This is a genomic window from Streptomyces sp. NPDC031274, assembly GCF_055570235.1.
This window is the reverse complement of record NZ_JBVIHP010000002.1, coordinates 251,999-273,268: the sequence shown is the minus strand read 5'-3', so window position 1 is coordinate 273,268 and position 21,270 is coordinate 251,999. Positions and strand designations below refer to the sequence as shown.

The following is a 21,270-nucleotide window of genomic DNA, read 5'->3' as shown; positions in this document are numbered from 1 at the left end:
GCGGCGTCACGCGCCGCGGCCCTGCCCCTCGCGCGGCGAGGGCGTCGCGAGGGCGTGGAAGGTGTCCATGAGGACCTGGGCCATGTTGTAGAGCACCAGTCGGGCTCCCGCCCGCCCGGCGGCCCTTGCGCCCTCGGCGTCCGGCACGATCGTCATCACCGACCGGCCGGCCTCACGCGTGGCCCGATGAGCCGTCGCGACAAGCGAGTCGACCACGTCCTGCCCGGGGAAGCCGCAGTCCGCCGCCAGGTCGGCCGGGCCCACGAGGACCGCGTCCACACCCGGGGTCGCGGCGATCTCCGGTGCGGCGGCGCAGGCCCGCTCCGTCTCGATCATCACCACCACCAGGGCGTCCCGCGACGCGGCCACATGGTCGGCCGCGGTGACCGTGCCGAAGCGGCCCGCTCTGCTGTACGTCGCGAACCCCCGCCCGCCCAGGGGCGGGTAGTGGACCGAGGCCACCGCCCGGCGTGCGTCCTGTGCGTCGTCGACGTGCGGATGGATGATTCCCACGGCCCCGAGGTCCAGGCAGCGCAGGGCGAGAGCGGGCTCGGACGTGCCCACGCGTACGAGGACATCGATGCCCCGCGCCGCCGCGGCCGTCAGATGGTGCTGGAGGAGCGCCGTGTCGGCGGGCCCGTGCTCGCAGTCGATGACCACGTAGTCGAGGCCCGCGACCCCCGCCATCTCCACCAGCGTCTCCGAGGGAAGCCGCAGCAGTGCGCCGTACAGCCGCTCACCGGCCGCGAGCCGCTCCTTGAGGGAGCGGCGTCGCACCTCCGGCGGCCTCACCGCGCGACCATCCCTGCCGAGAGGTCGATGTCGGCGCCGCACAGCCCCGGCATCCGGAGCATCGCGCTGACCGCCGCACCGACCTCGTCCTCGGTGACCATCCGGCCGAGGGCCGAGCGCGACACGAACGCCTCCTCGGCCTGCGCGTAGCTGCCGCCGGTGCGCTCCGCCTCCAGGCGGAAATTCCGCTCCATCCTGGGACCCGAGACAGGCCCCGGAGAAAGGGAGTTGACCGTGACTCCGGACGGCCCCACCTCGCCCGCCAGTGTGGTGGTGAGGCCGATGACCGCCATCTTGGACGCGCAGTAGGGCGTGCGCCGCAGCAAGGGGCGCTTGCCCGACACCGAGGCGATGTTCACGACGTCGCCCGCGCCCCGCGCCGTCATGGCGGGAAGGAAGGCCCGGCACATCAGGAACACCCCGCGTACGTTCACGTCGAACACCTCGTCCCAGTCCCCTGCCGAGATCTCGGTCAGGGGCGCCACCGGGCCCGCGATCCCGGCGTTGTTGACGAGGATCGAGATCTCCTCGTCCGCGAGGCTCTCCGCGAGCGCTTCGACGTCCTCGGGCCGGGACACGTCGCAGACCCGGTGGACGACGCCGGGGCCAAGCCGCGAGACGGTCTCCTTCAGGGCCTGCTCGTTGCGACCGGTGATCACCACCCGGGCCCCGTCCGCGAGCAGGGCGCCCGTGATGGCGGCGCCGAGTCCGCTGCCGCCCCCGCTGACCAGTGCGGTGCGCCCGGCCAGCGCCGGAGTACCGCCGCTCATGCGCCCGCCTCGTCGTTCCACGGCAGCGTGCCGTCGCCGTACTTGGCCGCCCGTACGTCTCCGGAGCGGGCATGTCCCTCGAACAGCTCGACGCGCGCCGCGCGCCCGCACACCTCGCCGAGCAGCGCCGACGACGAGGTGTCCGTGACCTCTTGGTAGGTGACGGTCTTGAGGTACTTCCCCACCCACAGACCGCCGGTGTACCGGGCGGCTCCCCGGGTCGGCAGGACGTGGTTGGTACCGATGACCTTGTCCCCGTACGAGACGCAGGTGCCCTCGCCGAGGAAGAGCGCACCGTAGTCACGCATCGTGTCCAGTGCCTGACGCGGGTTCTCCGTCAGGACCTCGACGTGCTCGCTGGCGTAGGAGTCCGCGATCCCGAAGGCTTCGTCCAGCGAGTCCGCCACGACGATCTCGCCGTGGTCGCGCCAGGCGGGCCCCGCGAAGTCCTTGGTCGGCATCCCGGGCAGCAGCCGCTCGATGTGGCGTTCGACCTCGCGGCCCAACTCCTCGGACGTGGTGACGAGTACCGCGGGAGAGTCCGGGCCGTGCTCGGCCTGCGAGAGGAGATCGACGGCCACCACGAACGGGTCCGCCGTCTCGTCGGCGATCACCAGGATCTCCGTCGGGCCCGCGAACAGGTCGATGCCGACCTCGCCGAACAACTGGCGCTTGGCCTCGGCGACGTACGCGTTGCCGGGACCCGCGATCAGCGGCACCCGGCCGACCGTCTCCGTTCCGATGGCCAGGGCGGCCACGGCCTGGACGCCGCCGAGGAGGTAGATCTCGTCGGCGCCCGCCAGATGCATGGCCGCGACCGTCGCGGCGGGGATCTCGCCCCGGATCGGCGGGGTGCAGGCGGCGACCCGCTCCACCCCGGCGACCTTCGCCGTCACGATCGTCATGTGCGCCGACGCGGTCAGGGGGTAGCGCCCTCCCGGTACGTAGGCTCCGGCACCCGCCACGGGGACGTGCCGATGCCCCAGGCGGACCCCGGGCAGGGTCTCGATCTCCACGTCGTGCATCGAGTCGCGCTGCGCCTGAGCGAACGTACGCACCTGCCGCTGGACGAAACGGATGTCCTCAAGGACCGTTTCCGGCACACCGGCGACGATCTTCCCGATCTCGTCCGGCGACAGACGGAAGGATTCCGGACTCCAGTCGTCGAACTTCTCGGAGTACTGACGGACCGCTTCGTCACCCCGGTCGCGGATGTCGTCGAGGATGGCGCGGACGCGGTCGGCGACATCCGCGCGGGCGGCGCTCACCGTGCCCGCGGGTACGGGGGACTTGAGGAAACGAGGCATGACGGCTCTCTTCTCGGGGTGGGTGGTGTTGCGATGTTCAGGAGGAGGGCAGCGGGCCGAGGGGTGCGGCTCAGGCGGCCGGGGGTACGGCGGGCACCCGCGCGAGCAGGTCCCGCAGCGCGTCACTGACGGCGGAAGGCCGCTGCCACGGCAGGAGGTGCCCCGCCCCCGGGATCTCGCGCAGTTCGGCGTCCGGCAGGGCCCGAGCGATCGCCCGGTGGAAGTCCGGCGGGCACAGCGCGTCATCGGTCCCGGACAGGACCACGGTCGGGCACCGGGCGCCGGACAGTGCGCCGACCGCGTCCGCGCGGGTCGCCTGGGCGGCCAGTTGGGCGCGCGCGGCCCCGGGGCCCACGGCGTGCGCCATGCGCCGGTAGCGTTCGGCCGCCCCGCTCGGCGGCCGGGGGGTGGGGAACATGCCGGGCAGTGTCTGTTCGACGACGTCCGCGAACCGGCCCTCGGTGATCAGGTCGTCCATCGCGCGCCAGGCCGCGTACTGCTCGGGGCGTGGCGCTCCCGCGTTCGTCGACATGACGCAGAGTCCGGCGATCCGTTCCGGGGACCTTCGCAGCGCCTCGAACGCGACGATGGCGCCGAGGCTGAGCCCGACCACGACGAACGGCCCGGACACGCAGGAGAGCAGATCGTCGGCCAGGGCGCCGATGTCCGGCTTCTCCAGTGCGAGGTGACGGACCAGGTCCGTACGGCCCTCGGGGAGGGCCACATCCGACCACAGGCTCGCGTCGCACAGCATGCCGGGGACCACCACGATCGGGAGTGGCATCGGCATCGGCGGTAGCGGGCCGGACGGTTCGGGGCGGGGCACCGTGGTCACCAGCGGCGCGCGGAGCGGGGCAGCAGCGCGTACGGGGCCACGTAACCGTTGTGGTCGATGCCGAGGCCCGCGTCGGCGGCGCACTTGGAGACCTCCTCGTCCCACTCCAGGCGGACGCGGCCGTCACCCGAGTTGACGACCATGAGGTCGCCCCGCTCGTCGCCGACATTGCGCAGGGTGCGCCAGGCGTCCTGCGGCACGGAGAGCATGTCGCGCGGGCCGAGCCGTACGGAGACGGGGTCGGTGCGGTTGAGGGTGACCTCCCACAGACCGTCCTTGACGATCAGCGTCTGCGTCTCGTGCTGCCGGTGGAGGGACACGCCCTGGCCGGGCTCGGCGCGCAGCCAGGCGACGTTGTGTCCGTGCGGGTTGAAGATCCGGGGTTCCTGGTGCGGGTCCTCGGTCATGCCGTACCCGATGACGCAGCTCAGCTGTACGCCGCCGCCCGGCAGGGTGCTGTCGAGGAAGGGCCGCTCGGACCAGAGAAGTTCGTCGGCGGCGGCGACACGGCGCTTCATCTCGTCGACGCCGTAGTGGCGCAGGCGGTCGATGTACTCCTGGGTCATCGGCTCGGTCAGCTCGGTGCCGGGCGCGATCTCGTCACCGGCGACCGTGTCGATCAGTTGGTTGTCGGCGGTCAGGTACAGGCCGTGGCCCTCGGCCTCGCGCAGGACGGACGGGCCCCAGATGATGCCGCCGGTGTGGTCCATGCCCAGGACGGTGAACATCCAGCCGTCGTCAGGCCCCGTGTTGGTGAAGCCGCGGAAGATCCAGGTGGGGACGGAGGCGATGTCCCCGGCCTTGAGGAGGAGCTCTCCCTGGGTGCCGTCGGCGCCCCAGCGCAGCAGGTACTCGCCCTCGGTGCAGACGAACACCTCGGCCGTGTAGTGGAGGTGGAGATTGTTGGTGATGCCGTGGGGCATGGCGGCCGCGCCGATGTTGTAGCCGTGCGGAAGCCGGAGGTTGACGTGCTGGCCCGCGGCCTGCGAGACGCCGGGTCCGATCATCGCGTAGTTCTCCTTCCGGTCGGAGCCCGGCGTACGGCAGTCGATGAAGGCCTGGTTGCAGGAGACGAAGTCGCTGCGGCGCACCGTGCGGCGCCCCAGCTCGGCGGTGGACACGACGGCATCGTTCATGGCAGCTCCTTCGACGGACACACGCTTGGAATACGTATGCATTCAATGTCAGGTTCCGTACTCAGCAATGTCAAGGGGTAGGGCATACGTATACTGAGAAGCAGGACGCCGGGGCGGCGGACCGGTCGACGAGGAGAGGCCCGATGGCGATCACGAGTCATGACGTGGCGAGGCTGGCCGGTGTCTCGCAGCCGACGGTCTCCCGCGCCCTGCGGGACGACCACCGCGTCTCCGCGGCGACCCGCGAGAAGGTCCGGCAGGCGGCACAGGCGCTGAACTACGTGCCGAGCGAGGCGGGCCGCACCCTGTCGACCCGGTCGACCCGGCGCATCGGGGTGATCGTGACCGACCTGACGAACCCGTTCTACCCGCATGTCATCGCGCCCCTGCACGACGAGCTTCAGCTCCTGGGCTACCGCATGATGCTGCTCACCGAGCGCTCCGACGAGGCGGTGGCCGAGGAGAAGCTCCTGGATCAGTCCCTGGACGGCGTGGTGCTCGCGACGGCCACCACCGAGTCCCGGCTCCCGGCCCAGCTCGACCGCCGTGGCATGCCGTACGTGTTCCTCAACCGCGACACCGGCGGCCGCGGCGACTACGCGTCCGTCGTCGACAACGAGGGCGGCGGACGCCAGGTCGCCCATGTCCTCGCCGAGCTCGGACACCGGCGGATCGCGGGCATCTTCGGCGCGGCCAACACGACGACGGGACGCGAACGCGAGCTGGGCTTCCGGCTCGCCCTGGCCGACGCGGGCATCGGCCTGCCGGAGGACCGGGTGGTGCGCGGCGCCTTCGAGTACGAGACCGGGTACCGGGCGCTGCCCCATCTGCTCGACGCGGCCGAGACGCCCACGGCGGTCTTCTGCGGCAACGACGTGGTCGCCATCGGCGTCCTGAACGCGGCACTCGCGGCCGGGCTCCGGGTCCCCGACGACCTGACCGTGATCGGCTTCGACGACCTCCCGATGGCGGCCTGGGAGGTGTTCCGGCTGACCACGGTCCGGCACGACCTGCGGGAACTGTCGCGTCAGGCGGCGCGCCTGCTGGTGCGGCGCATCGACGGCGACGCCGATCCCAAGGGTGAACGCCTCGTCCTGCCGACGGAGTTCGTGCCCCGGGCCACGCACGCCCGGCTCCCCTGACCTCTCAGCCCTCTGAGCCCTCTGAGCCCTCTGAGCCTCTCACCCAAGACCCGCCAATGAGGGGCTGGTCTCGCCCGTCTCGCCTGTCTCGCCCGTCTTGCCTGAGGACCGGTCGCCGTGCCGCCGCTGTCGCAGGACTCCGACGGTGACCAGGATCGCGGCCAGGGCCAGGGAGAGCCAGAGTTCGAGGCGGTGGCCGGGCAGCACCGCCATGAGGACAAGCACCCCGGCGATGAAGGCGATCGTGGCGAGGGTCAGATACGGGAACGCCCACATCCGCACTTCACCCGGCTCGGGCTCCTTGCGGCGTGTGGCGTACTGGGTGATGGCGATGACCATGTACATCATCAGGGCGATCGCGCCGCTGGACGCGATGAGGTACGTGAAGACGCTCGGCAGAAGGTAGTTGGCGATCACCGCGGCGACGCCGATGACGGTCGAGGCGACGACCGCGTTGCGCGGCACACCGGACGCCGACGTGGCGGCGAGGGCCGCCGGGGCGTCCTGGCGGCGGGCGAGGGAGAACGCCATGCGCGATGCGGTGTAGATGGCCGAGTTGAGGCAGCTGCTCACCGCCACGACGAGCACCACGTCCATGATCAGCCCGGCGCCCGGGATGTTCATCCGGTCGAGGACCGCCTGGTAGGAGCCGTCGGCGAGCGCGTCGGAGTTCCACGGCACCAAACTGACGACCACGAAGATCGAGCCGACGTAGAAGAGTCCGAGGCGCCACACGACGGCACGTACGGCCTTCTTGATGTTCTTCTTCGGTTCCTCGGACTCGGCAGCGGCGATCGTGACGATCTCGCTGCCCTGAAAGCTGAACATCGCCGTGAGCAGGCCGGCGAGCACGGCCACCCCGCCCTTGGGGGCGAACCCTCCGTCGCTCCACAGATGCGACACGCCGTGAGTGTCCGATCCCGGCAGGACCCCGAAGATCGCGAGCGCGCCGAGCACGAGGAAGGCGACGATCGCGATGACCTTCAGGAGCGCGAACCAGTACTCGAACTCGCCGTAGTTGCGGACGGCGAGCAGATTGCTGCCCGCGAGCAGGGCGATCATGGCGAGAGCCGGAATCCAGCTCGGCACCGAGGTGAGACCCGCGATGACCTCGCCCGCGGCGATGGCCTCGATGGGAATGACGAGGATGTAGAACCACCAGTACAGCCAGCCGATGGAGAAGCCCGCCCAGCGGCCGAGCGCGCGGTCCGCGTAGGTGGAGAAGGAGCCGGTGTCGGGATGGGCGACGGCCATCTCCCCGAGCATCTGCATGACGAGCACCACCAGGGCGGCGGCCAGCAGGAACGAGATCAGAACGGCGGGCCCTGCGGCCGCGACGGCGGTGGACGAGCCGACGAAGAGTCCGGCTCCGATCACTCCGCCGATGGAGATCATGGTGATCTGGCGGCCCTTGAGGCCCTGTTGGAGTGCGGGGCCCGCAGCCGAGGGGGCTGGGTCGGGCAAGGGGTGGTGCATGGGGAGATCCTCGGGGAGTGGGAGCGCGGGTGCCCTTGGTACAGGACGGTACTCACTCGTCCCGGGCGGTCGACGCCGGTAGCGGCCCGGCGGGCGGTCACGGGTGATGCTCCAGGCGCCGGGCGCCGCCTCGCCCCCTCGCCCCCGGCCCGATCCGGCACGGGGGCGAGGCGCAGACACGGGGGGCGAGGCGGAGAGCTGGGCTCAGCGCTGGATCAGAGCTGCTCGCGCAGGGCTTCGGGGACGGCGTCGAACGCTCCGGACGTACGGCCGATCCGGTCGATCCGGATCGTGGCGGTCGCGCCGTGGGCGGCGAGGCCCTCGAAGGCGGAGATCCGTTCGACGGCAGGCGCGAGGGAGGCCGTGCCTTCCTTCACGGCCCGCTGGTACGTGAGGGGCTTGAGGAAGCGGGATACGGAGAGGCCCGCGTTGTAGCGCGCCGTCTTGCCGGTCGGCAGCACGTGGTTCGTGCCCGCGATGCCCTTGTCGGAGTAGGCGACGGTGGACCAGGGGCCCAGGAAGACGGAGCCGTAGTTGGTGAGGTTGTTCAGGTAGAAGTCGTCGTCGTCCGTCTGGATCTCCAGGTGCTCGGGGCCGAGGATGTCCGACACGGCGACGGCCTGGTCCCGGTCGCGCACGACGATGACGGAGCCGAAGTCGCGCCAGGCGGGTCCGGCGATGTCACGGGTGGCGAGGGTCTCCAGCTGGCGGTCCATCTCCGCGACGACCGCCCGGCCCAGCTTCTCCGATGTGGTGATCAGCGCGGCCGGGGAGTTCGGGCCGTGCTCCGCCTGGCCGAGCAGGTCCGCGGCCACCCAGACCGGGTCGGCGGTGTCGTCGGCGATGACGGCCACCTCGGACGGGCCCGCGAGGAGGTCGATCCCGACCTGCCCGAAGAGCTGCCGCTTCGCCTCCGTGACGAAGGCGTTCCCGGCGCCGACGAGCATGTCGACGGGAGCCTCGCCAAGCAGGCCGAACGCCATCGCGCCGAGGGCCTGGACGCCGCCGACGGCGAAGACCCGGTCGGCCCGGGACAGGTAGGCGCCGTAGAGCACGGCCGGGTGTGCGCCGTGCTCGCCCGACGGCGGGGTGCACGCCACCACGGTGGGGACACCGGCCGTCTTGGCGACGCCCACGGTCATGAAGGCGCTGGCAAGGAGGGGGAATCGACCCGCCGGGAGGTAGGCGCCGACCCGGGACACCGGGACGTAGCGCTGGCCGCCCGCCACACCGGGGGCGAGCTCGATCTCGAAGTCGGTCAGGTGCTCGCGCTGTGCGGAGGCGAAGCGGTGCGTGCGCTCGTAGCCCATTTCGAGGGCGGTGCGGACGTCGGCGGGCAAGGCGTCCCCCGACTTCTTGAGCTCGGCGGCCCCGATCTCGAGATCGCCGGACCAACCGTCCAGCTCCTGGCCGTAGGCGCGGACCGCGTCCATGCCCTTGCTCTCGATCTCCTTCAGCATCTGGGAGACGCGCTCGACCACCTTGGGGTCGCGCTGGGCGGGGGGACCGTCGACCTCCGGCTTCTTGAGCCACTGGAAGGGAGCAAGGGTCTTCTGTTCGTCGTGCGTGATCTGCATACCCGGGACGGTAGGCGTGGCTGTTCCACAGGACTAGAGGGGCGATTCCTGCACATGCCACAGGGTTTCCCTGTGGCATGGAAGACTTGGAAAGACGGCCTCCGGATGAGCAGGCCAATCCCGAGATCGACCGCGGGCACCTCCGCGACCTGTTGCTCGGTCCTCTGGACGTTCAGTGGGGGCGGGACGTGACGTGACGGAGGTGGTGCCGGACAGCCCCGATGGAGTGCTGGTCCATTTCGCGGGCGGGCGACAGGAGACGTTCGACCTCGTGATCGGCGCGGACGGTGCCTGGTCCCGGGTCCGCCCAACCCTCTCGTCCGTGACACCGCAGTACACCGGCGTCACCATGGTCGAGACCTCCCTGGACGATGTCGACACCCACCACCCCGACCTCGCCCGGCTGGTCGGCGACGGTTCCGTGGCCGTGTACGGCGTGGACCGCGGGCTCGTCGCCCAGCGCAACAGCGGCGGCCACGTCAAGACGTACGCCCAGTTCCGCGTGGAGCTGGACCGGCACACGGACCCGGACCGGCAGACGAACTCGGACCGGCAGACGGGCTTGAACCAGCACGCGGGCCTGGACGAGCGCGAGGGCCTGGAATCGGAAAGAGCAGTCCGGAGCCGGTTCAGGTCGGCAGGCCGTTGCCGATCTCGCGGATGGTGTCCTCCGCGAGGCGGGCGAGTTCGCGGGTGGCGCGGGACAGCGGACGGCCGCGGCGTCTGACGAGCGCGATGGTGTCGTAGAGGGGTTCGGCGAAGGGCGCGGTGTGCAGTCCTGCGGGGAAGGAAGGACTGGCGATCACGGCCCGGCTCGCGATCGTGTCGCCGACTCCGGCCGCCGCCAACTCCAGTGCCGCTTCGACGCGTTCGAGCTCGATGAGGGGATCGATACGGGCTCCGGCGAGCTGGGCGCGTTCGGCGAGCTGGCGCCGCGTGGGGTCCTTCCAGCCGTAGTGCGCGTCGTACAGCACGAGAGGCGCCCGCGCGAAGGCCTCGATGCTCACGGGGGCGCTGGTGCGTTCGGCGCTCGCGCTGACGTAATGCACTTCGTCCCGCATGAGGGGCGTGATGGCGAGCCCCTCGTCGTCGATGGGCAGGACGACCAGGCCCGCCTCGATCTGACCCGCCGCGACGGCCAGGGCGGTCTCGGCGGAGTTCTGGCCCACGAGCCGTACGCGGACGGCCGGGTACCGCGCGTGGAACATCTGCACGAGGTTGGAGAGCAGGTAGTAGTCGGCGTTGCGCAGCACCCCGAAGGTGGCGGTGCCGCCACCGAGGGATCCCAGGGAGTGCACGGCCCGGGTCCCGCCGTCCGCCGCGGCCAGGGCCTCCTGGGCGTACGGCAGCAGTTCGCGCCCGGCCGAGGTCAGGGTCAGGGTGCGGCTGCCGCGCAGGAACAGCTCCGCCTCGAGCTCTGTCTCCAGGCGTCGGACGAGCTCGGACGCGGATGCCTGGGCGATGTCCATGGCCTGTGCGGCGGCGGTGAAGGATCCGAGCCGTTCGGCCTCGACGAAGGCCCGCAGCTGATTGAGCGTCATGCCGCACTCCCCTTCGTGACGGATACCGAGAGGCGGCCGCTGCGGGGCCCTGAAGCGGGTGAAGCGGCGGGGCGGGGCGGTGTTCTGTGCATGTCCGCACCTTAGAAAACGCCGAGACCCCCTGTGCTCAGGAGCAGTGGTTCAACTGGATACGATCAACGACCACATCGGGCGAGGCGGGGAAGAGGAAGCAGCGGTGACGGGGGAAAGCCGGGCGGGTCGGTTCGGCCGCGCACGCTCATTTGGACGCGGGCTCATACGCACACGGCGCCGGGCCGTGACGTCGGGCGCCGTGCTGGTCGTTCTGGTGGCGGGGGTCGGAACCTGGGCGTTCCAGGGCCCTTTGGCCACCAAGGACCAGTACTGCTGGGGCGCTTGGGAGCAGGACAGCGGGCCCGACATGCTGGGTGACGCCGCGTTCTCGGGCGACGACGCACGCAGTCGTACGTCCGAGGAGACGCCGCCGACATCGGGGAAGCCGACGGGCTCGTGCACCCTGACCGTGCACTCGAGCCACGTCTACTCCGGCGACGAGATCGTCCAGAACACCACCCTCACGGTGCGGTACGGCAGGGCTCCGAAGGGCGCGGACACCCGTCTGACGTGGCTCAACAACCACCTCGGCGACGGCGCGATGCCACTGCCCGACGGGCTGCCCGGCGCCGTCGACGGCACGCGCGGGCTGCTGGTCCTTCCCAAGCGGTGCGACACCCGCGACGGCCGCCCCACCGCGGTCACCCTCGACGCGCAGGCGCGGCAGGAGCCCGACGACGTGGTCGAGCGCTCCCCCGACCTCGGCGGCTCGCGCGCGGTGACCGAACTCCTGGTGAAGGCGGCCAACAAGGGGATGGAGAAGGCGGGTTGCGCCTCGGCGGAGCCGTTGCGCACCACATCGCCCGTGCTCACGCTGCCGGAGAAGAGTGAGACCTTCTACTCCGATCCGGCGTGCCGCATCAACGGCCTCGACCTGGACCTGGACAGGGAGTCGGAGCTGTCGGCCACCTATCAGGTGGGCGCGGTCACCGACGACATGCAGTCCTGCTCCGTACGGATCGGCCGCGCGGACGTGGAGTACCTCGACGCCCTGATGGTCGCGCACCCCCGGTTCGACGCGCTCCTCAAGGACGTGACGGGCGACAAGCCGCCCGCGCGTGGCTGGCGGGGCAAGGGTGTCCTGAAGTCGGGCCATCAGGTCGTGCGGGCCCAGTGCGCGGGGCGCCCGACGACGTTCCTGATGCTGGGCGCACCGGCGTACGCGGCCAAGGGGCAGTTCGCCGCGTTCACCACCGCGGTGGCGCAGCGGCTGGGGTGCGCGGCTGTCGCGCCCGCCGCGTCCGCGGGAACCGAGGGAGAGCGCTGATGACCGAGGCGGAGATACCCGAGACGGACGGGAAGGGCGGGACGACGGCTGCCGCGGCCCCGGAGCCGGTCCGCCCCTGGTGGCACTGGCGGAGTCTCACGCGCGGGCGGCTGCGGCCGGCGGTCGCCGCCGCTGTCGCCGGGGCGCTGATCGGCGGGGCCGCAGTGGCCTGGCAGGCACAGGCGGGCCCCTTCGAGGCGAAGTCGGCGTGCTGGGGCATGTTGAGCGACGACGACGTGGCGGATCTGTTCGCCGGTAAGCGGGACATCGAGGCGTCGGACGTGCCCGTCGCCTCGGACAGCATCTTCTCCGAAGGGCCGTCCGGCGTGTGCCGCCTGAAGTCGCCGCGCGGGCGGCGGGTCACGGCCCAGGTCCACCAACTCGACACCCGGTTCGGCGGCTCGGGCGACAAGTGGGCCGACGAGTACCTGTCCGCGCGGATGGTCCCGCTGGGCGGCGGGCTCCTGGGCATGTCGTCGGACACGCGCGCGTGGCTGGCGGTTCCGGAGGGCTGCGTCGGCAGGCAGTCGGACGGCGACGGCCCCCTGGTGGTCGACATGGACGCGGGCTGGACGCCCTACGACGACGAGGTCGACGCCGGTGAACGCGCGCGGCTCACCAGCGCCGTGGTCCGGCTCGTCAACGGCTACATGGCCGAGCAGGGGTGCAAGGGCGAGGTGAAGGACCCCGCGGACGAGCTGCCCGCGCCCACCCGCTTCAAGGGCGAGAAGCCCGACGCGTTCTGCGGTATCAAGGGGCTGCGCCTGGAGGGCGTCCGGGAGGCCGACAAGTTCAATCCGCCGGTGGTGACGGCAGGCGCAGGTCCCGTACGGACCTGCGACCGCGACGTGCTCTTCGGGCACCCCCGGCTGCGGCTCATGACGGTCGAGGACCCGCGTCTCGCGGCGCTCTACACGGGCCTGAAGTTCAAGGGCGGCCCCAAGGTCAGGGCTGTGGGCGGCGCCCCGGGGACGGGCTTCCTGCGGGACGACTTCGGCCTCTTCCAGGCCGAGTGCCAGACCGGCGACGTCACCTTCCTCATCCGGGCCGACGGCACGGAACGCGCCGCCGACATCCGCACGCTCCTGCCCCGCTATGTGGCCGAGGAAGCGGATCGCATCGGCTGCGGACCCCTGCGGATCAAGCTGCCCGCATGACACCGGTCGCCGCCTCCGCCCGGGTCAGCGCCCACAGCACGAGCCCGAGGCAGCTGAACGCGGCACCCAGTGCGCATACGGCGCCCCAGCCTGCCGCCGCGTACAGGGAGGTCGCGGCGATGGCGCCGGTCGCGCTGCCGATCGAGTAGAAGACCATGTATCCGCCGATCAGCCGGCTGCCCGCGTCCGGGTGCAACGCGTAGATCAGGGTCTGGTTGGTGACGTGGACGGCCTGCACGGCGAGGTCGAGCAGGATCACCCCGGCGACCAGGGCCCAGAGCGAGCTGCGGGTGAGGGCCAGGGGCAGCCACGACGCGGCGAGCAGTGTCAGGGCGATTCCGGTGGTCCGCCGGGAGAGGCCGCGATCGTTCAGGCGGCCCGCCACGGTCGCGGCCAGGGCACCGGCGACACCGATGAGGCCCAGCGCCCCGATCGCGCTGTGGGGAAGGAAGTACGGGGCTTCGCTGAGCGGCAGCGCGACGCTGCTCCACAAGGTGCTGAAGGCGGCGAAGATCAGCAGCCCGAACAGAGCCCGGCGCCGCAGCAGTGGCTCTCGTGCGAACAGGGTGATCGTGGAGCGCAGGAGCTGCCCGTAGCGCAGGGTGGTCGTCGGCGGTGCGTCGCTTCGGCGGGGCAGTACCCGATGCAGGACCAGGGCGAGCAGCGCGGTGAGCGACGCCGAGGCGAGGTAGACGGAGCGCCAGCCCGCGAGATCGGCCATGAGGCCGGATGCGGTGCGGGCGAGCAGGATTCCGATGACCACACCGCTGGTGACCAGGCCGACGACCCGGCCGCGCCCGGCGGCAGGTGCCAGTGCCGCCGCGAAGGCCACCAACGTCTGTGTGACGGCCGCGAGAAGCCCTGTCGCCGCCATGCCCGCGAGCAGGGTCGCCGCCGTGCGGGCGACGGCCACCACGATCAACGCCGCCATCAGGAGCAGCAGTTGGGTGACGATGAGCCGTCTGCGGTCGGCCACGTCGCCCAGCGGTACGAGGAAGAAGAGGCCGAGGCCGTATCCGATGTGCGTGAGGGTGACCACGCTGCCGACGAGCGCCGGGCTCATGGCGAGGTCGTGGCCCATGGTCACCAGGAGCGGCTGCGAGAAGTAGACGTTGGCCACCGTGGCCCCGCAGGCGACGGCGAACAGCAGGACGACGCCACGGGACAGGACGGACTCGGAACCCGCACCGTTTTCGGGCTTGGACATGGGCTTGGACATGGGCGTGGGCACAGGCATGGGCACTCCCCCGCATTTCTGGTTTCATCTTGCCACCAATAAGTGACGGCGACGCTAGCCCTTTTTGGTAGCATGTTGCAACCGTCAGGCGGTTGGCCGTCGCGCCGATGTGAGAGTGAGGGAAGCCATGGTGACCAGGACGCGCTTCGACGACAGCGAATGTCCGGTCGCCCGGTCGGTGGACGCGATCGGCGACTGGTGGTCCCTGCTGATCGTGCGGGACGCCTTCGACGGAAGCCGTCGCTTCGGGGAGTTCCAGCGCGGTCTCGGCGTGGCGAAGAACATCCTCACCGCGCGCCTGCGCACCCTCGTCGCCGGCGGTGTCCTCGAATCCGTCCCCGCATCGGACGGCAGCGCCTACCGCGAGTACGTACTGACGCCGAAGGGCAAGGCGCTCTTCCCCGTCATCGTGGCACTGCGGCAGTGGGGCGAAGAGAACTTCTTCGCCCCCGACGAACCGCACTCACAGCTGGTCGACCGCCGGCGGGGACAACAACTCCGCACACTGGAAGTGCTGTCCGAGGACGGGCGGCGGCTGAACCCCGACGACACCACCGTCCACAAGATCTCCGCCCAGTGATCGTCCTCATCCACGCGCCGCACCCCTAGAGCCTCTGCGCCTGCCCACACCGACCGCACCCTGTCGCGGCCGTTCCGCGATCGCACCCTGTCGCGGCCGTTCCGCGGCGACTTCGGCATGACGTTCCCGCAGTGGGCACCCAGTTCATTGACACCTTCCGCCGCGCCTTCGGCCACACGCCGGGTACGCACCCGAAGGGCTGAGCCAGGCCGGAGGCTGAACCAGACCGAGGGGCTGAGCCCATGGACCTCTCAGTGTCGACTGACCGCTCAGTGTCCCGACTGACAGCTCAGTGTCCCGACAGACCGCTCAGTGTCCGCGGAACGCCTCCTCCAGCCACCAAGCCCCCTGCTCCCGCACCACCTTGGCGTCGATGAGCAGCGGTGCGGTCCGCGGGCCCGCGACCCAGTCCTGTACGGCCTTCAGGTCGGCGGGCGTGCGTACGGTCACCGCCTCGAAGCCGTAGCCGCGGGCCACGGCGGCGATGTCGGTGGGCGGGAACTCGACCGTGCCGAGCGGAAATCCGTGCGGGCCGAAGTGATGCACCTCCGCTCCGTACGCGTCGTCGTTGTAGACGACGATCACCATGGGCAGTCCGAGCCTGCGCACCGTGTCGAGTTCGACGGCGCTCATCAGCGCCCCGCCGTCGCCGAGCGCGGCCACCGCGAGCCGGTCCGGGCGGGCCAGGGCCGCGCCGATCGTGGTGGCGAGGCCGAGGCCGATGGACTGGAAGGCCTGTGTGAAGCAGAGGCCCTGTTCGTCGGGGACGGAGAGGTACATCGTCGGATAGCCCATGAAGTTGCCCGAGTCGACGCCGATCACCCGCCGCGCGGGAAGGATGTCGTCGAGGGCGATGCTGAGCGTGCGCGGGTCGATGCGGTCGCGGGTGCCGGTGTCGTCGTACGGGATGTCGCGCCACTTCAGTCGGGCGGCCAGCGCGTCAGCGGTGTCGGAAGTGCGAAAGCCACGGCTGCCGCCGCCGTTGTTCTCCAGCGCGGTGTGCGTCTTCTGTGCCGTGCGGAGCACGTCGCCGGTGATTCCGAGGTGGACGGGGCGGTGCGCGCCGAGCGCCGTGGGGTCGTCGTCGACCTGGACCAGGGTCGTGTCAGGGCCGATGAGGCGGCCGTGCCGCGTCGTCCACATGGTCAGCGAGCAGCCCAGGGCCACGATCACGTCGGCGCCCTGGATCAACTCGGCGGCGAGCGGGGACGAGAACCCGCCCGCCACATCGAGCGACCACGGGTTGCCCTGAAACAGACCGCGGGCCACCGCCGACGTCGCGAGCAGCGCACCGCAGCGCTCGGCGAGCGCCTCCACCGCCCGGCGGCAGCCGGGGCCGCGCGCGCCGCGTCCGGCGACGAAGACCGGGCGCTCGGCGTGCGCGAGGATCTCGGCGAGGGCGGCGATGTCGTCGGCGGCGGGTTCGACGGCGGGGCGCGGGGGCGGGGGTACGACGGCGGCCAGGGCCCGGTCGGGGTCCGCGACATCAGGTGCGACGTCCAGTGCCTGTACGTCGAGCGGGAGGTTGAGCACGACCGTGCACCGCTCGTGGGCGGCCCGGCGCACGGCGGCCGACGCCTGCGCGACGGCGTCCGCCGCCGACGTCACGCGGGCGCTCCGAGCGCCGACCGCCTCCACCAACGCGCCTTGGTCCACATGGAAGTTGGAGCGCGGCTCTGTGGCCTCCGCCGCGAGAACGACGAGAGGCGTACGGCTCTTGGCCGCCTCGCCGATCCCGGTGAGGGCGTTCGTGAGCCCGCACCCCTGGTGCACGCTGACCACCGTCACGGCGCCCCTCACCCGGGCGTACGCGTCGGCCATGGTGGCGGCGCCGCCCTCGTGGCGCGCCGCGACGAACCGCGCCCCCGCCGCCACCATCGCGTTGGTGACGTGGAAGTTGCCGGAGCCCACCACGCCGAAGACCTGCCCGACCCCAGCCGCGACCAGGGCCCGCCCGACCGCTTCGGCGACCTTCACGACTGCCGCCCCGCCCGTTCGACGAGAGCGAGGACCCGCGCGGGAGCCCCCGAGCCCGAGACGATGGGCAGCGGCCCGGCGATCACGACGGCGCCGGTCGGCGGCAGCTGCCCCAGGTTCTGGAGCTGCGTCAGGCCGTACTTGCCGCTGCCCATGAGGTACGAGTGACAGGGAAACGCGGGCTCGAACGTGGGCGCCCGGCCCGCGTCGGTGCCCACCGTCTCCACGCCGAGCCCGGCCACCGGCGACTCCTCGGCCACCCAGCGGGCGCACGCGGCGGACAGGCCCGGCGTATGCGGACCGTTCTCGTCGGCGTTGAGGAACGGCTCCTGCGCGTACGACCTGCTGTCCCACCCGGTCCGCACCAGGAGCCACCCGCCGTCGGGCAGCGCGCCGTGCCGGTTCTGCCAGGCCTGCAGGTGCTCCACCTCGATGAGGAAGTCGGGGTCCTTGGCGACCTCGTCGGTGACGTCGAGCACCGCCGCGGGCGCCACGAGCTGGTGGGCGGGCACCGAGGCGACGTCCGCGAGATCCTTGCCGGTGACCCAGTGGTTGGGGGCGTCGAAGTGCGTGCCGGTGTGCTCGCCGGTGCGGAAGTTGTTCCAGTACCAGGCGGGCCCCCGGTCGTCGTACCGGCTGATCTCCTCCAGCTCGAACACCTTGGTCTGCCCGAACTGGGGCGGCAGTTCGAGGACGGGCGTGGTGGACGACAACGGAGCGGTGAGGTCGACGACTTCGATCGCGCCACCACGCAGCCCCGCCACCAAGGCGGCGAGAACGGAGGGTGACGAGGACCCCGACGCTGCTTCTGATGCTGATGCTGATGCTGACGTTGGCGCTGACGTTGGCTCAGGCATGCCTGCATCCTGAAGGCACCGGCAGTCCCGCACAAGCGCCCGGGCGCGGACCGGAGGCGGAGGTCCCATAGGCTCGCCCGCACCACATGCGGGCTCTCGGCCCGCGCAGCCCACTGCCCTCGCCGAACTTCCCGAACTTGCCGAACTTGCCGAACTTCCCGAACGGAGCCGACATGGAGTATCCGGATCTCTCCACACTGCCCGTGGAACTGCAGGAGGCCGTGCGTGCCAACGGTTCGCTCAATGTCTTCCGGATGATGATGCACTCACCGGCCCTGGCGCCGGGCCTGTTGACGCTCGGGGAGTCGGTCCTGCAGCGCAACTCGCTGCCGGACGCCTTGCGCGAACTGGTCATCGTGCGGGTCGGTCATGTCTACGGAGCGGCCTACGAGGTTCACCACCACGAGAGGGTCGCTCGCCTCGTCGGCCTCGGGGAGGAGACGCTCGCCGCCGTCGAGACCGGTTCGGCCGAGGAGCTCTCGGGACCCGAAGCCGCCGTCCTGGCCGCCACGGACCGGCTGCTCGCCCGGCACACCCTCGACGAGGCCGCACGTGCGGAGTTGCTGGCATTCCTGACGGTCAACCAGCTCGCGGACCTCGTCATCACCGTGGGCTACTACCAGCTCATCTGCGATTTCCTCAATACCTTCGAGGTGAAGGTCGAGGACCGGACCCCGTCACCCCAGGGCGAGGAGCCCGTCTGAGACTGGCTCGGCGCAGCGGGCCTCGGCGGCGTCACCCGTCACCCCTTGCGCTTACGGGCCTTCGTGGATTCGTTCCCGCCCCCGCGCGGATGCCACAGCCGCAGCCACAGGTCTCGGGCATGGCGTCCTGCCTCCGTACGGCTGCGCGCCACGATCTCGCGGGCCTCGTCGTCCGTCTCCACCATGGGTCCTGAGCCGCGCAGCGGTCGGCCTGCCGTCTCGTGCAGGAAGAACGTCGAGACCAGGCCGATCACTCCGGCCACCATCAAGTAGAAGGCCGGCACCAGGGTGTTGCCGGTCCTGTCGACCAGGAAGGAGGCCAGCAACGGGGTGGTGCCGCCGAAGAGGGAGACGGAGATGTTGTAGGCGATCGACAGCGCGCCGTACCGCAGACGGGTGGGGAACAGGGCCGGCAGAGTCGCGGCGGCCGTGCCCGCGAAGCAGACCAGCAGCAGCCCGAGGATGGCGCAGCCGAACGCGGGCAGGAGGATGCCGCCCTCCCTGATCAGCAGGAACGCCGGAATGGCGAGCGCGATCAGCGCGATGCTGCCGCCCATGAACATCGGGCGTCTGCCCCACCGGTCGGAGCTGCGGCCGACCACGGTGATGGAGAGAGCGACCAGCAGCATGGTGCCGAGCACCAGCAACTGCGCCGTCGTGTCGCTCTCGCCCAGGGTCGCCGTCATGAACGTGGGCAGATACGACGTCACCATGTAGTTCGTGACGTTGTAGAGCAGCACAAGGCCCATGCAGATCAGCAGCGCCTGCCAGTGGCGGGTGAAGATCTCCTTGAGCCGCCCCTTGCCCGACTGGCGGGCTTGCTCGATGGGGTCGTCGTCCCCGCCCTCGGCACCCTCCCCGCGCTCCACCGCGGCGGAGGCAGCCTCCTGCTGGAAAGCGGGTGTCTCCTCCAGCTTCAGCCGCATGTACAGGCCGATGAGCCCGAGCGGTCCGGCGATGAAGAAGGGGATGCGCCAGCCCCAGCTCTCCAGGCCGTCCGACCCCAGGGCCAGCGTGAGCACCGTCACCAGGCCCGAACCCAGGGAGTAGCCCACGAAGGTGCCGAAGTCGAGCCAGCTGCCGAGGAAGCCGCGCCGCTGGTCGGGGGCGTACTCGGCGATGTAGGTGGTGGCACCGGCGTACTCGCCGCCCGTGGAGAAGCCCTGGACGAGGCGGCACACGAGCAGCAGCAGCGGGGCGGCGAAACCGATCGAGGCGTACGACGGCAGCAGGCCGACGGCGAAGGTGCTCGCAGCCATCATGATCATGGTTACCGCAAGCACGCGCTGCCGGCCGATGCGGTCCCCCAACGGCCCGAAGACGAGACCGCCGAGCGGGCGGACGAGAAAGGCCGCGGCGAATGTGGCAAAGGTGGCGACGACCTGGGCCCCGGGCGAACTGGACGGAAAGAAGACCTTTCCGATCGTGCCCGCCAAATAGGCGTAGACGCCGAAGTCGAACCACTCCATGGTGTTCCCGAGCGCGGCAGCCGTCACCGCGCGCCGCACCTTCGGACGGTCCGAGACCATCACGTCATCGGCGCTGAGTGCCTTCTTGCGGCGGCGCAGCAACGTACGTGCCATACGGTCGGTCGCCGCACGTGAGGTGCGCGTCGATTCCGTGTCCGGCTCACGGGGCCGTCGGGGCGTTCTGCGCGGAAGGCCTTTCACCATGGAGCTTTTCTCCCCTTGCCTGAGAAAAAGCTGTGTCGCCGCAAAATTAGGCTGCCGAAGAGCGACCGGCAAATTGTCCGCCCGCCATTCGATGAGGCCGTCATTTCGGTGAGGCCGCCGGGCGCCGGGGTTCTAGTCCAGGGTTTCGGTGTCGGACCGCGGCACTGCCCAGGAGGGGAGCCAGACCGGCTCCGGGCCCGCCGTCAGGCCTTTGAGGTGTTTGATGACCGCCCGGAGACCCGGGTGCGGATTCGGCCTGGAGAAGATGAGCGAGATCGGGTACACCAGCGTCGGGTCCACGATCGGGATGCGGCGGATGTCGTGGTTCGTCGGCCAGATGTACCGGTCGCGCGTGCCCACGAGGGTGGCCACGTCCGCGGAGTCGGCGAGCGTGTCGAGGAGCACCTCGTTGCCGAAGTTCGGGCCCGCGGCGTCGATGCGGAGGTCGAAGTCGGCGGCGAGCTGGTCGTAGAACTCCGACCATTCGCTGCGTGGCGCGATACCCGGCACCCAGATCCGGTGGCGGCGCAGTTGGGCCGGCGTCAGTGTTCGTGCGGAGGCGAGCGGATGTCTCGGGCCGACGAGGAGTTCCAGCGGGGAGTCGAACGCGTGGATCATCCGCACGTCGCGCGGCAGCGCGGCCGGGTCGGTGATCGTGCGGAACGAGGCGTCGATGTCGCCTGCCTGGACGGCGGCGACCGCCACGCGCGGGTCATTGACCCTGAGGGTCACCACGTCGAGGTCGGTCTCGGGACGCGATCGCCAGTAGTCGTGCAGGATGACGGCCTGCGCCGACCGCAGGCCGAGCACGTCGATCCGAAGGGCCCGCGAGCCCGGTCTGATCGCGGTGATGGCGCGATCGACGCCCGCGATGATGTTCCGGGCATGCGGGAGGAAGGCTTGGCCGTCGAGTGTCAGCTCGACCCCTCGGGCGGTACGGGTGAACAACCGGACGTCGAGTCCGCGCTCGAGCGTCGCGATCCGCTTCGACACGGCCTGTTGCGTCACGCCGAGTTCGTCAGCCGCGTGTCGCAGCTGACCGAGCTCGGCCGCGCGGACGAACGATCGAACCGCCTCGGTGTCCATGGCGCCAGCCTATGCGTGCCCAACCGATCGTTGTGGCTGCCCGGCAGGCAACCCATTTCTCTT

The 21,270-nt window shown here is 70.9% G+C and carries 18 protein-coding genes and 1 pseudogene; 6 read left to right on the top strand and 13 right to left on the bottom strand.

The genetic code is table 11. The annotated features are described in order from the left end of the window. Positions 1-6 precede the first annotated feature (6 nt). The 5 genes from ACZ5CR_RS04140 to ACZ5CR_RS04120 form a co-directional block, all read right to left on the bottom strand. On the bottom strand, positions 7-792 hold the full coding sequence (locus tag ACZ5CR_RS04140) for an HpcH/HpaI aldolase family protein (RefSeq protein WP_468853361.1): 786 nt from the start codon (positions 790-792) through the stop codon (positions 7-9). After that, positions 789-1,562: an SDR family NAD(P)-dependent oxidoreductase gene (locus ACZ5CR_RS04135; RefSeq protein ID WP_468853360.1), complete on the bottom strand. Its 774-nt coding sequence runs from the start codon at positions 1,560-1,562 to the stop codon at positions 789-791. Before ACZ5CR_RS04135 ends, ACZ5CR_RS04140 begins: the two co-directional genes overlap by 4 nt. Continuing rightward, complete coding sequence (gene hisD / locus ACZ5CR_RS04130; RefSeq protein WP_468853358.1) at positions 1,559-2,869, bottom strand: histidinol dehydrogenase; 1,311 nt, start codon at positions 2,867-2,869, stop codon at positions 1,559-1,561. The genes ACZ5CR_RS04135 and hisD (ACZ5CR_RS04130) overlap by 4 nt, the downstream gene beginning before the upstream one ends. Before the next feature lie 70 nt (positions 2,870-2,939). Beyond that, positions 2,940-3,659 carry an alpha/beta fold hydrolase gene (locus ACZ5CR_RS04125; RefSeq protein ID WP_468853357.1) on the bottom strand — a complete coding sequence of 240 codons (720 nt, stop codon included), beginning with the start codon at positions 3,657-3,659 and terminating at the stop codon, positions 2,940-2,942. Positions 3,660-3,700: 41 nt separating this feature from the next. Then, on the bottom strand, positions 3,701-4,840 hold the full coding sequence (locus ACZ5CR_RS04120; protein ID WP_468853354.1) for a cupin domain-containing protein: 1,140 nt from the start codon (positions 4,838-4,840) through the stop codon (positions 3,701-3,703). 143 nt (positions 4,841-4,983) lie between these two features. On the opposite strand from ACZ5CR_RS04120, the gene ACZ5CR_RS04115 reads away from it, so the two are divergent. Then, positions 4,984-5,982, top strand: a complete 999-nt coding sequence (locus ACZ5CR_RS04115; RefSeq protein ID WP_468853352.1) for a LacI family DNA-binding transcriptional regulator — start codon at positions 4,984-4,986, stop codon at positions 5,980-5,982. 39 nt (positions 5,983-6,021) lie between these two features. Here ACZ5CR_RS04115 and ACZ5CR_RS04110 read toward each other — a convergent pair whose 3' ends face one another. Together ACZ5CR_RS04110 and hisD (ACZ5CR_RS04105) are read right to left on the bottom strand one after the other, a co-directional pair. Next, the gene (locus ACZ5CR_RS04110; protein WP_468853350.1) at positions 6,022-7,458 is read right to left on the bottom strand and encodes an amino acid permease; all 1,437 of its coding nucleotides are present in this window, start codon (positions 7,456-7,458) and stop codon (positions 6,022-6,024) included. A 215-nt stretch (positions 7,459-7,673) separates the two neighbouring features. Beyond that, a complete protein-coding gene (hisD, locus tag ACZ5CR_RS04105) occupies positions 7,674-9,035 on the bottom strand; it encodes a histidinol dehydrogenase (protein ID WP_468853348.1) in 1,362 nt (453 codons plus the stop codon). 92 nt (positions 9,036-9,127) lie between these two features. Here hisD (ACZ5CR_RS04105) and ACZ5CR_RS04100 point away from each other — a divergent pair. After that, positions 9,128-9,567 (top strand): annotated as a pseudogene (locus tag ACZ5CR_RS04100) (FAD-dependent oxidoreductase); the annotation flags it as partial. A gap of 97 nt (positions 9,568-9,664) precedes the next feature. Here the strand turns inward: ACZ5CR_RS04100 and ACZ5CR_RS04095 are convergent. Continuing rightward, positions 9,665-10,576, bottom strand: a complete 912-nt coding sequence (locus ACZ5CR_RS04095) for a LysR family transcriptional regulator (RefSeq protein WP_468853346.1) — start codon at positions 10,574-10,576, stop codon at positions 9,665-9,667. A 277-nt stretch (positions 10,577-10,853) separates the two neighbouring features. Between ACZ5CR_RS04095 and ACZ5CR_RS04090 the strand changes: the two genes are divergently transcribed. Beyond that, positions 10,854-11,936, top strand: a complete 1,083-nt coding sequence (locus ACZ5CR_RS04090; RefSeq protein ID WP_468853343.1) for a hypothetical protein — start codon at positions 10,854-10,856, stop codon at positions 11,934-11,936. Further along, positions 11,936-13,093 (top strand): hypothetical protein, encoded by a 1,158-nt coding sequence (locus ACZ5CR_RS04085; RefSeq protein ID WP_468853342.1) that lies wholly within the window; start codon positions 11,936-11,938, stop codon positions 13,091-13,093. Before ACZ5CR_RS04090 ends, ACZ5CR_RS04085 begins: the two co-directional genes overlap by 1 nt. Here ACZ5CR_RS04085 and ACZ5CR_RS04080 read toward each other — a convergent pair. After that, positions 13,077-14,312 (bottom strand): MFS transporter, encoded by a 1,236-nt coding sequence (locus ACZ5CR_RS04080; RefSeq protein WP_468853886.1) that lies wholly within the window; start codon positions 14,310-14,312, stop codon positions 13,077-13,079. The genes ACZ5CR_RS04085 and ACZ5CR_RS04080 overlap by 17 nt on opposite strands. Positions 14,313-14,457: 145 nt before the next feature. Here ACZ5CR_RS04080 and ACZ5CR_RS04075 point away from each other — a divergent pair, with 145 nt between their 5' ends. After that, positions 14,458-14,910 carry a winged helix-turn-helix transcriptional regulator gene (locus tag ACZ5CR_RS04075; protein WP_468853341.1) on the top strand — a complete coding sequence of 151 codons (453 nt, stop codon included), beginning with the start codon at positions 14,458-14,460 and terminating at the stop codon, positions 14,908-14,910. 309 nt (positions 14,911-15,219) lie between these two features. Here the strand turns inward: ACZ5CR_RS04075 and ACZ5CR_RS04070 are convergent, their stop codons facing one another. After that, positions 15,220-16,887, bottom strand: coding sequence for a thiamine pyrophosphate-binding protein (locus ACZ5CR_RS04070; protein ID WP_468853339.1), 1,668 nt, complete (start codon positions 16,885-16,887; stop codon positions 15,220-15,222). Then, positions 16,884-17,642: a cyclase family protein gene (locus tag ACZ5CR_RS04065; RefSeq protein ID WP_468853883.1), complete on the bottom strand. Its 759-nt coding sequence runs from the start codon at positions 17,640-17,642 to the stop codon at positions 16,884-16,886. The genes ACZ5CR_RS04070 and ACZ5CR_RS04065 overlap by 4 nt, the downstream gene beginning before the upstream one ends. A 275-nt stretch (positions 17,643-17,917) precedes the next feature. Between ACZ5CR_RS04065 and ACZ5CR_RS04060 the strand changes: the two genes are divergently transcribed. After that, positions 17,918-18,448, top strand: coding sequence for a carboxymuconolactone decarboxylase family protein (locus tag ACZ5CR_RS04060; protein WP_468853338.1), 531 nt, complete (start codon positions 17,918-17,920; stop codon positions 18,446-18,448). 38 nt (positions 18,449-18,486) lie between these two features. Here ACZ5CR_RS04060 and proP read toward each other — a convergent pair whose 3' ends face one another. Together proP and ACZ5CR_RS04050 are read right to left on the bottom strand one after the other, a co-directional pair. Beyond that, the gene (gene proP, locus ACZ5CR_RS04055) at positions 18,487-20,031 is read right to left on the bottom strand and encodes a glycine betaine/L-proline transporter ProP (RefSeq protein ID WP_468853336.1); all 1,545 of its coding nucleotides are present in this window, start codon (positions 20,029-20,031) and stop codon (positions 18,487-18,489) included. Between the two features lie 222 nt (positions 20,032-20,253). Next, positions 20,254-21,207, bottom strand: coding sequence for a LysR family transcriptional regulator (locus tag ACZ5CR_RS04050; RefSeq protein ID WP_468853334.1), 954 nt, complete (start codon positions 21,205-21,207; stop codon positions 20,254-20,256). Positions 21,208-21,270: the final 63 nt, after the last annotated feature.

What these genes read in the sequence shown, in the direction of transcription:
- ACZ5CR_RS04135 (WP_468853360.1), bottom strand. Translation starts at nt 1,562, where the DNA reads ATGAGCGGCGGTACTCCGGCGCTGGCCGGGCGCACCGCACTGGTCAGC.
- hisD (WP_468853358.1), bottom strand. Translation starts at nt 2,869, where the DNA reads ATGCCTCGTTTCCTCAAGTCCCCCGTACCCGCGGGCACGGTGAGCGCC.
- ACZ5CR_RS04125 (WP_468853357.1), bottom strand. Translation starts at nt 3,659, where the DNA reads ATGCCGATGCCACTCCCGATCGTGGTGGTCCCCGGCATGCTGTGCGAC.
- ACZ5CR_RS04120 (WP_468853354.1), bottom strand. Translation starts at nt 4,840, where the DNA reads ATGAACGATGCCGTCGTGTCCACCGCCGAGCTGGGGCGCCGCACGGTG.
- ACZ5CR_RS04115 (WP_468853352.1), top strand. Translation starts at nt 4,984, where the DNA reads ATGGCGATCACGAGTCATGACGTGGCGAGGCTGGCCGGTGTCTCGCAG.
- ACZ5CR_RS04110 (WP_468853350.1), bottom strand. Translation starts at nt 7,458, where the DNA reads ATGCACCACCCCTTGCCCGACCCAGCCCCCTCGGCTGCGGGCCCCGCA.
- hisD (WP_468853348.1), bottom strand. Translation starts at nt 9,035, where the DNA reads ATGCAGATCACGCACGACGAACAGAAGACCCTTGCTCCCTTCCAGTGG.
- ACZ5CR_RS04095 (WP_468853346.1), bottom strand. Translation starts at nt 10,576, where the DNA reads ATGACGCTCAATCAGCTGCGGGCCTTCGTCGAGGCCGAACGGCTCGGA.
- ACZ5CR_RS04085 (WP_468853342.1), top strand. Translation starts at nt 11,936, where the DNA reads ATGACCGAGGCGGAGATACCCGAGACGGACGGGAAGGGCGGGACGACG.
- ACZ5CR_RS04080 (WP_468853886.1), bottom strand. Translation starts at nt 14,312, where the DNA reads ATGTCCAAGCCCATGTCCAAGCCCGAAAACGGTGCGGGTTCCGAGTCC.
- ACZ5CR_RS04075 (WP_468853341.1), top strand. Translation starts at nt 14,458, where the DNA reads ATGGTGACCAGGACGCGCTTCGACGACAGCGAATGTCCGGTCGCCCGG.
- ACZ5CR_RS04060 (WP_468853338.1), top strand. Translation starts at nt 17,918, where the DNA reads ATGGAGTATCCGGATCTCTCCACACTGCCCGTGGAACTGCAGGAGGCC.
- proP (WP_468853336.1), bottom strand. Translation starts at nt 20,031, where the DNA reads ATGGCACGTACGTTGCTGCGCCGCCGCAAGAAGGCACTCAGCGCCGAT.
- ACZ5CR_RS04050 (WP_468853334.1), bottom strand. Translation starts at nt 21,207, where the DNA reads ATGGACACCGAGGCGGTTCGATCGTTCGTCCGCGCGGCCGAGCTCGGT.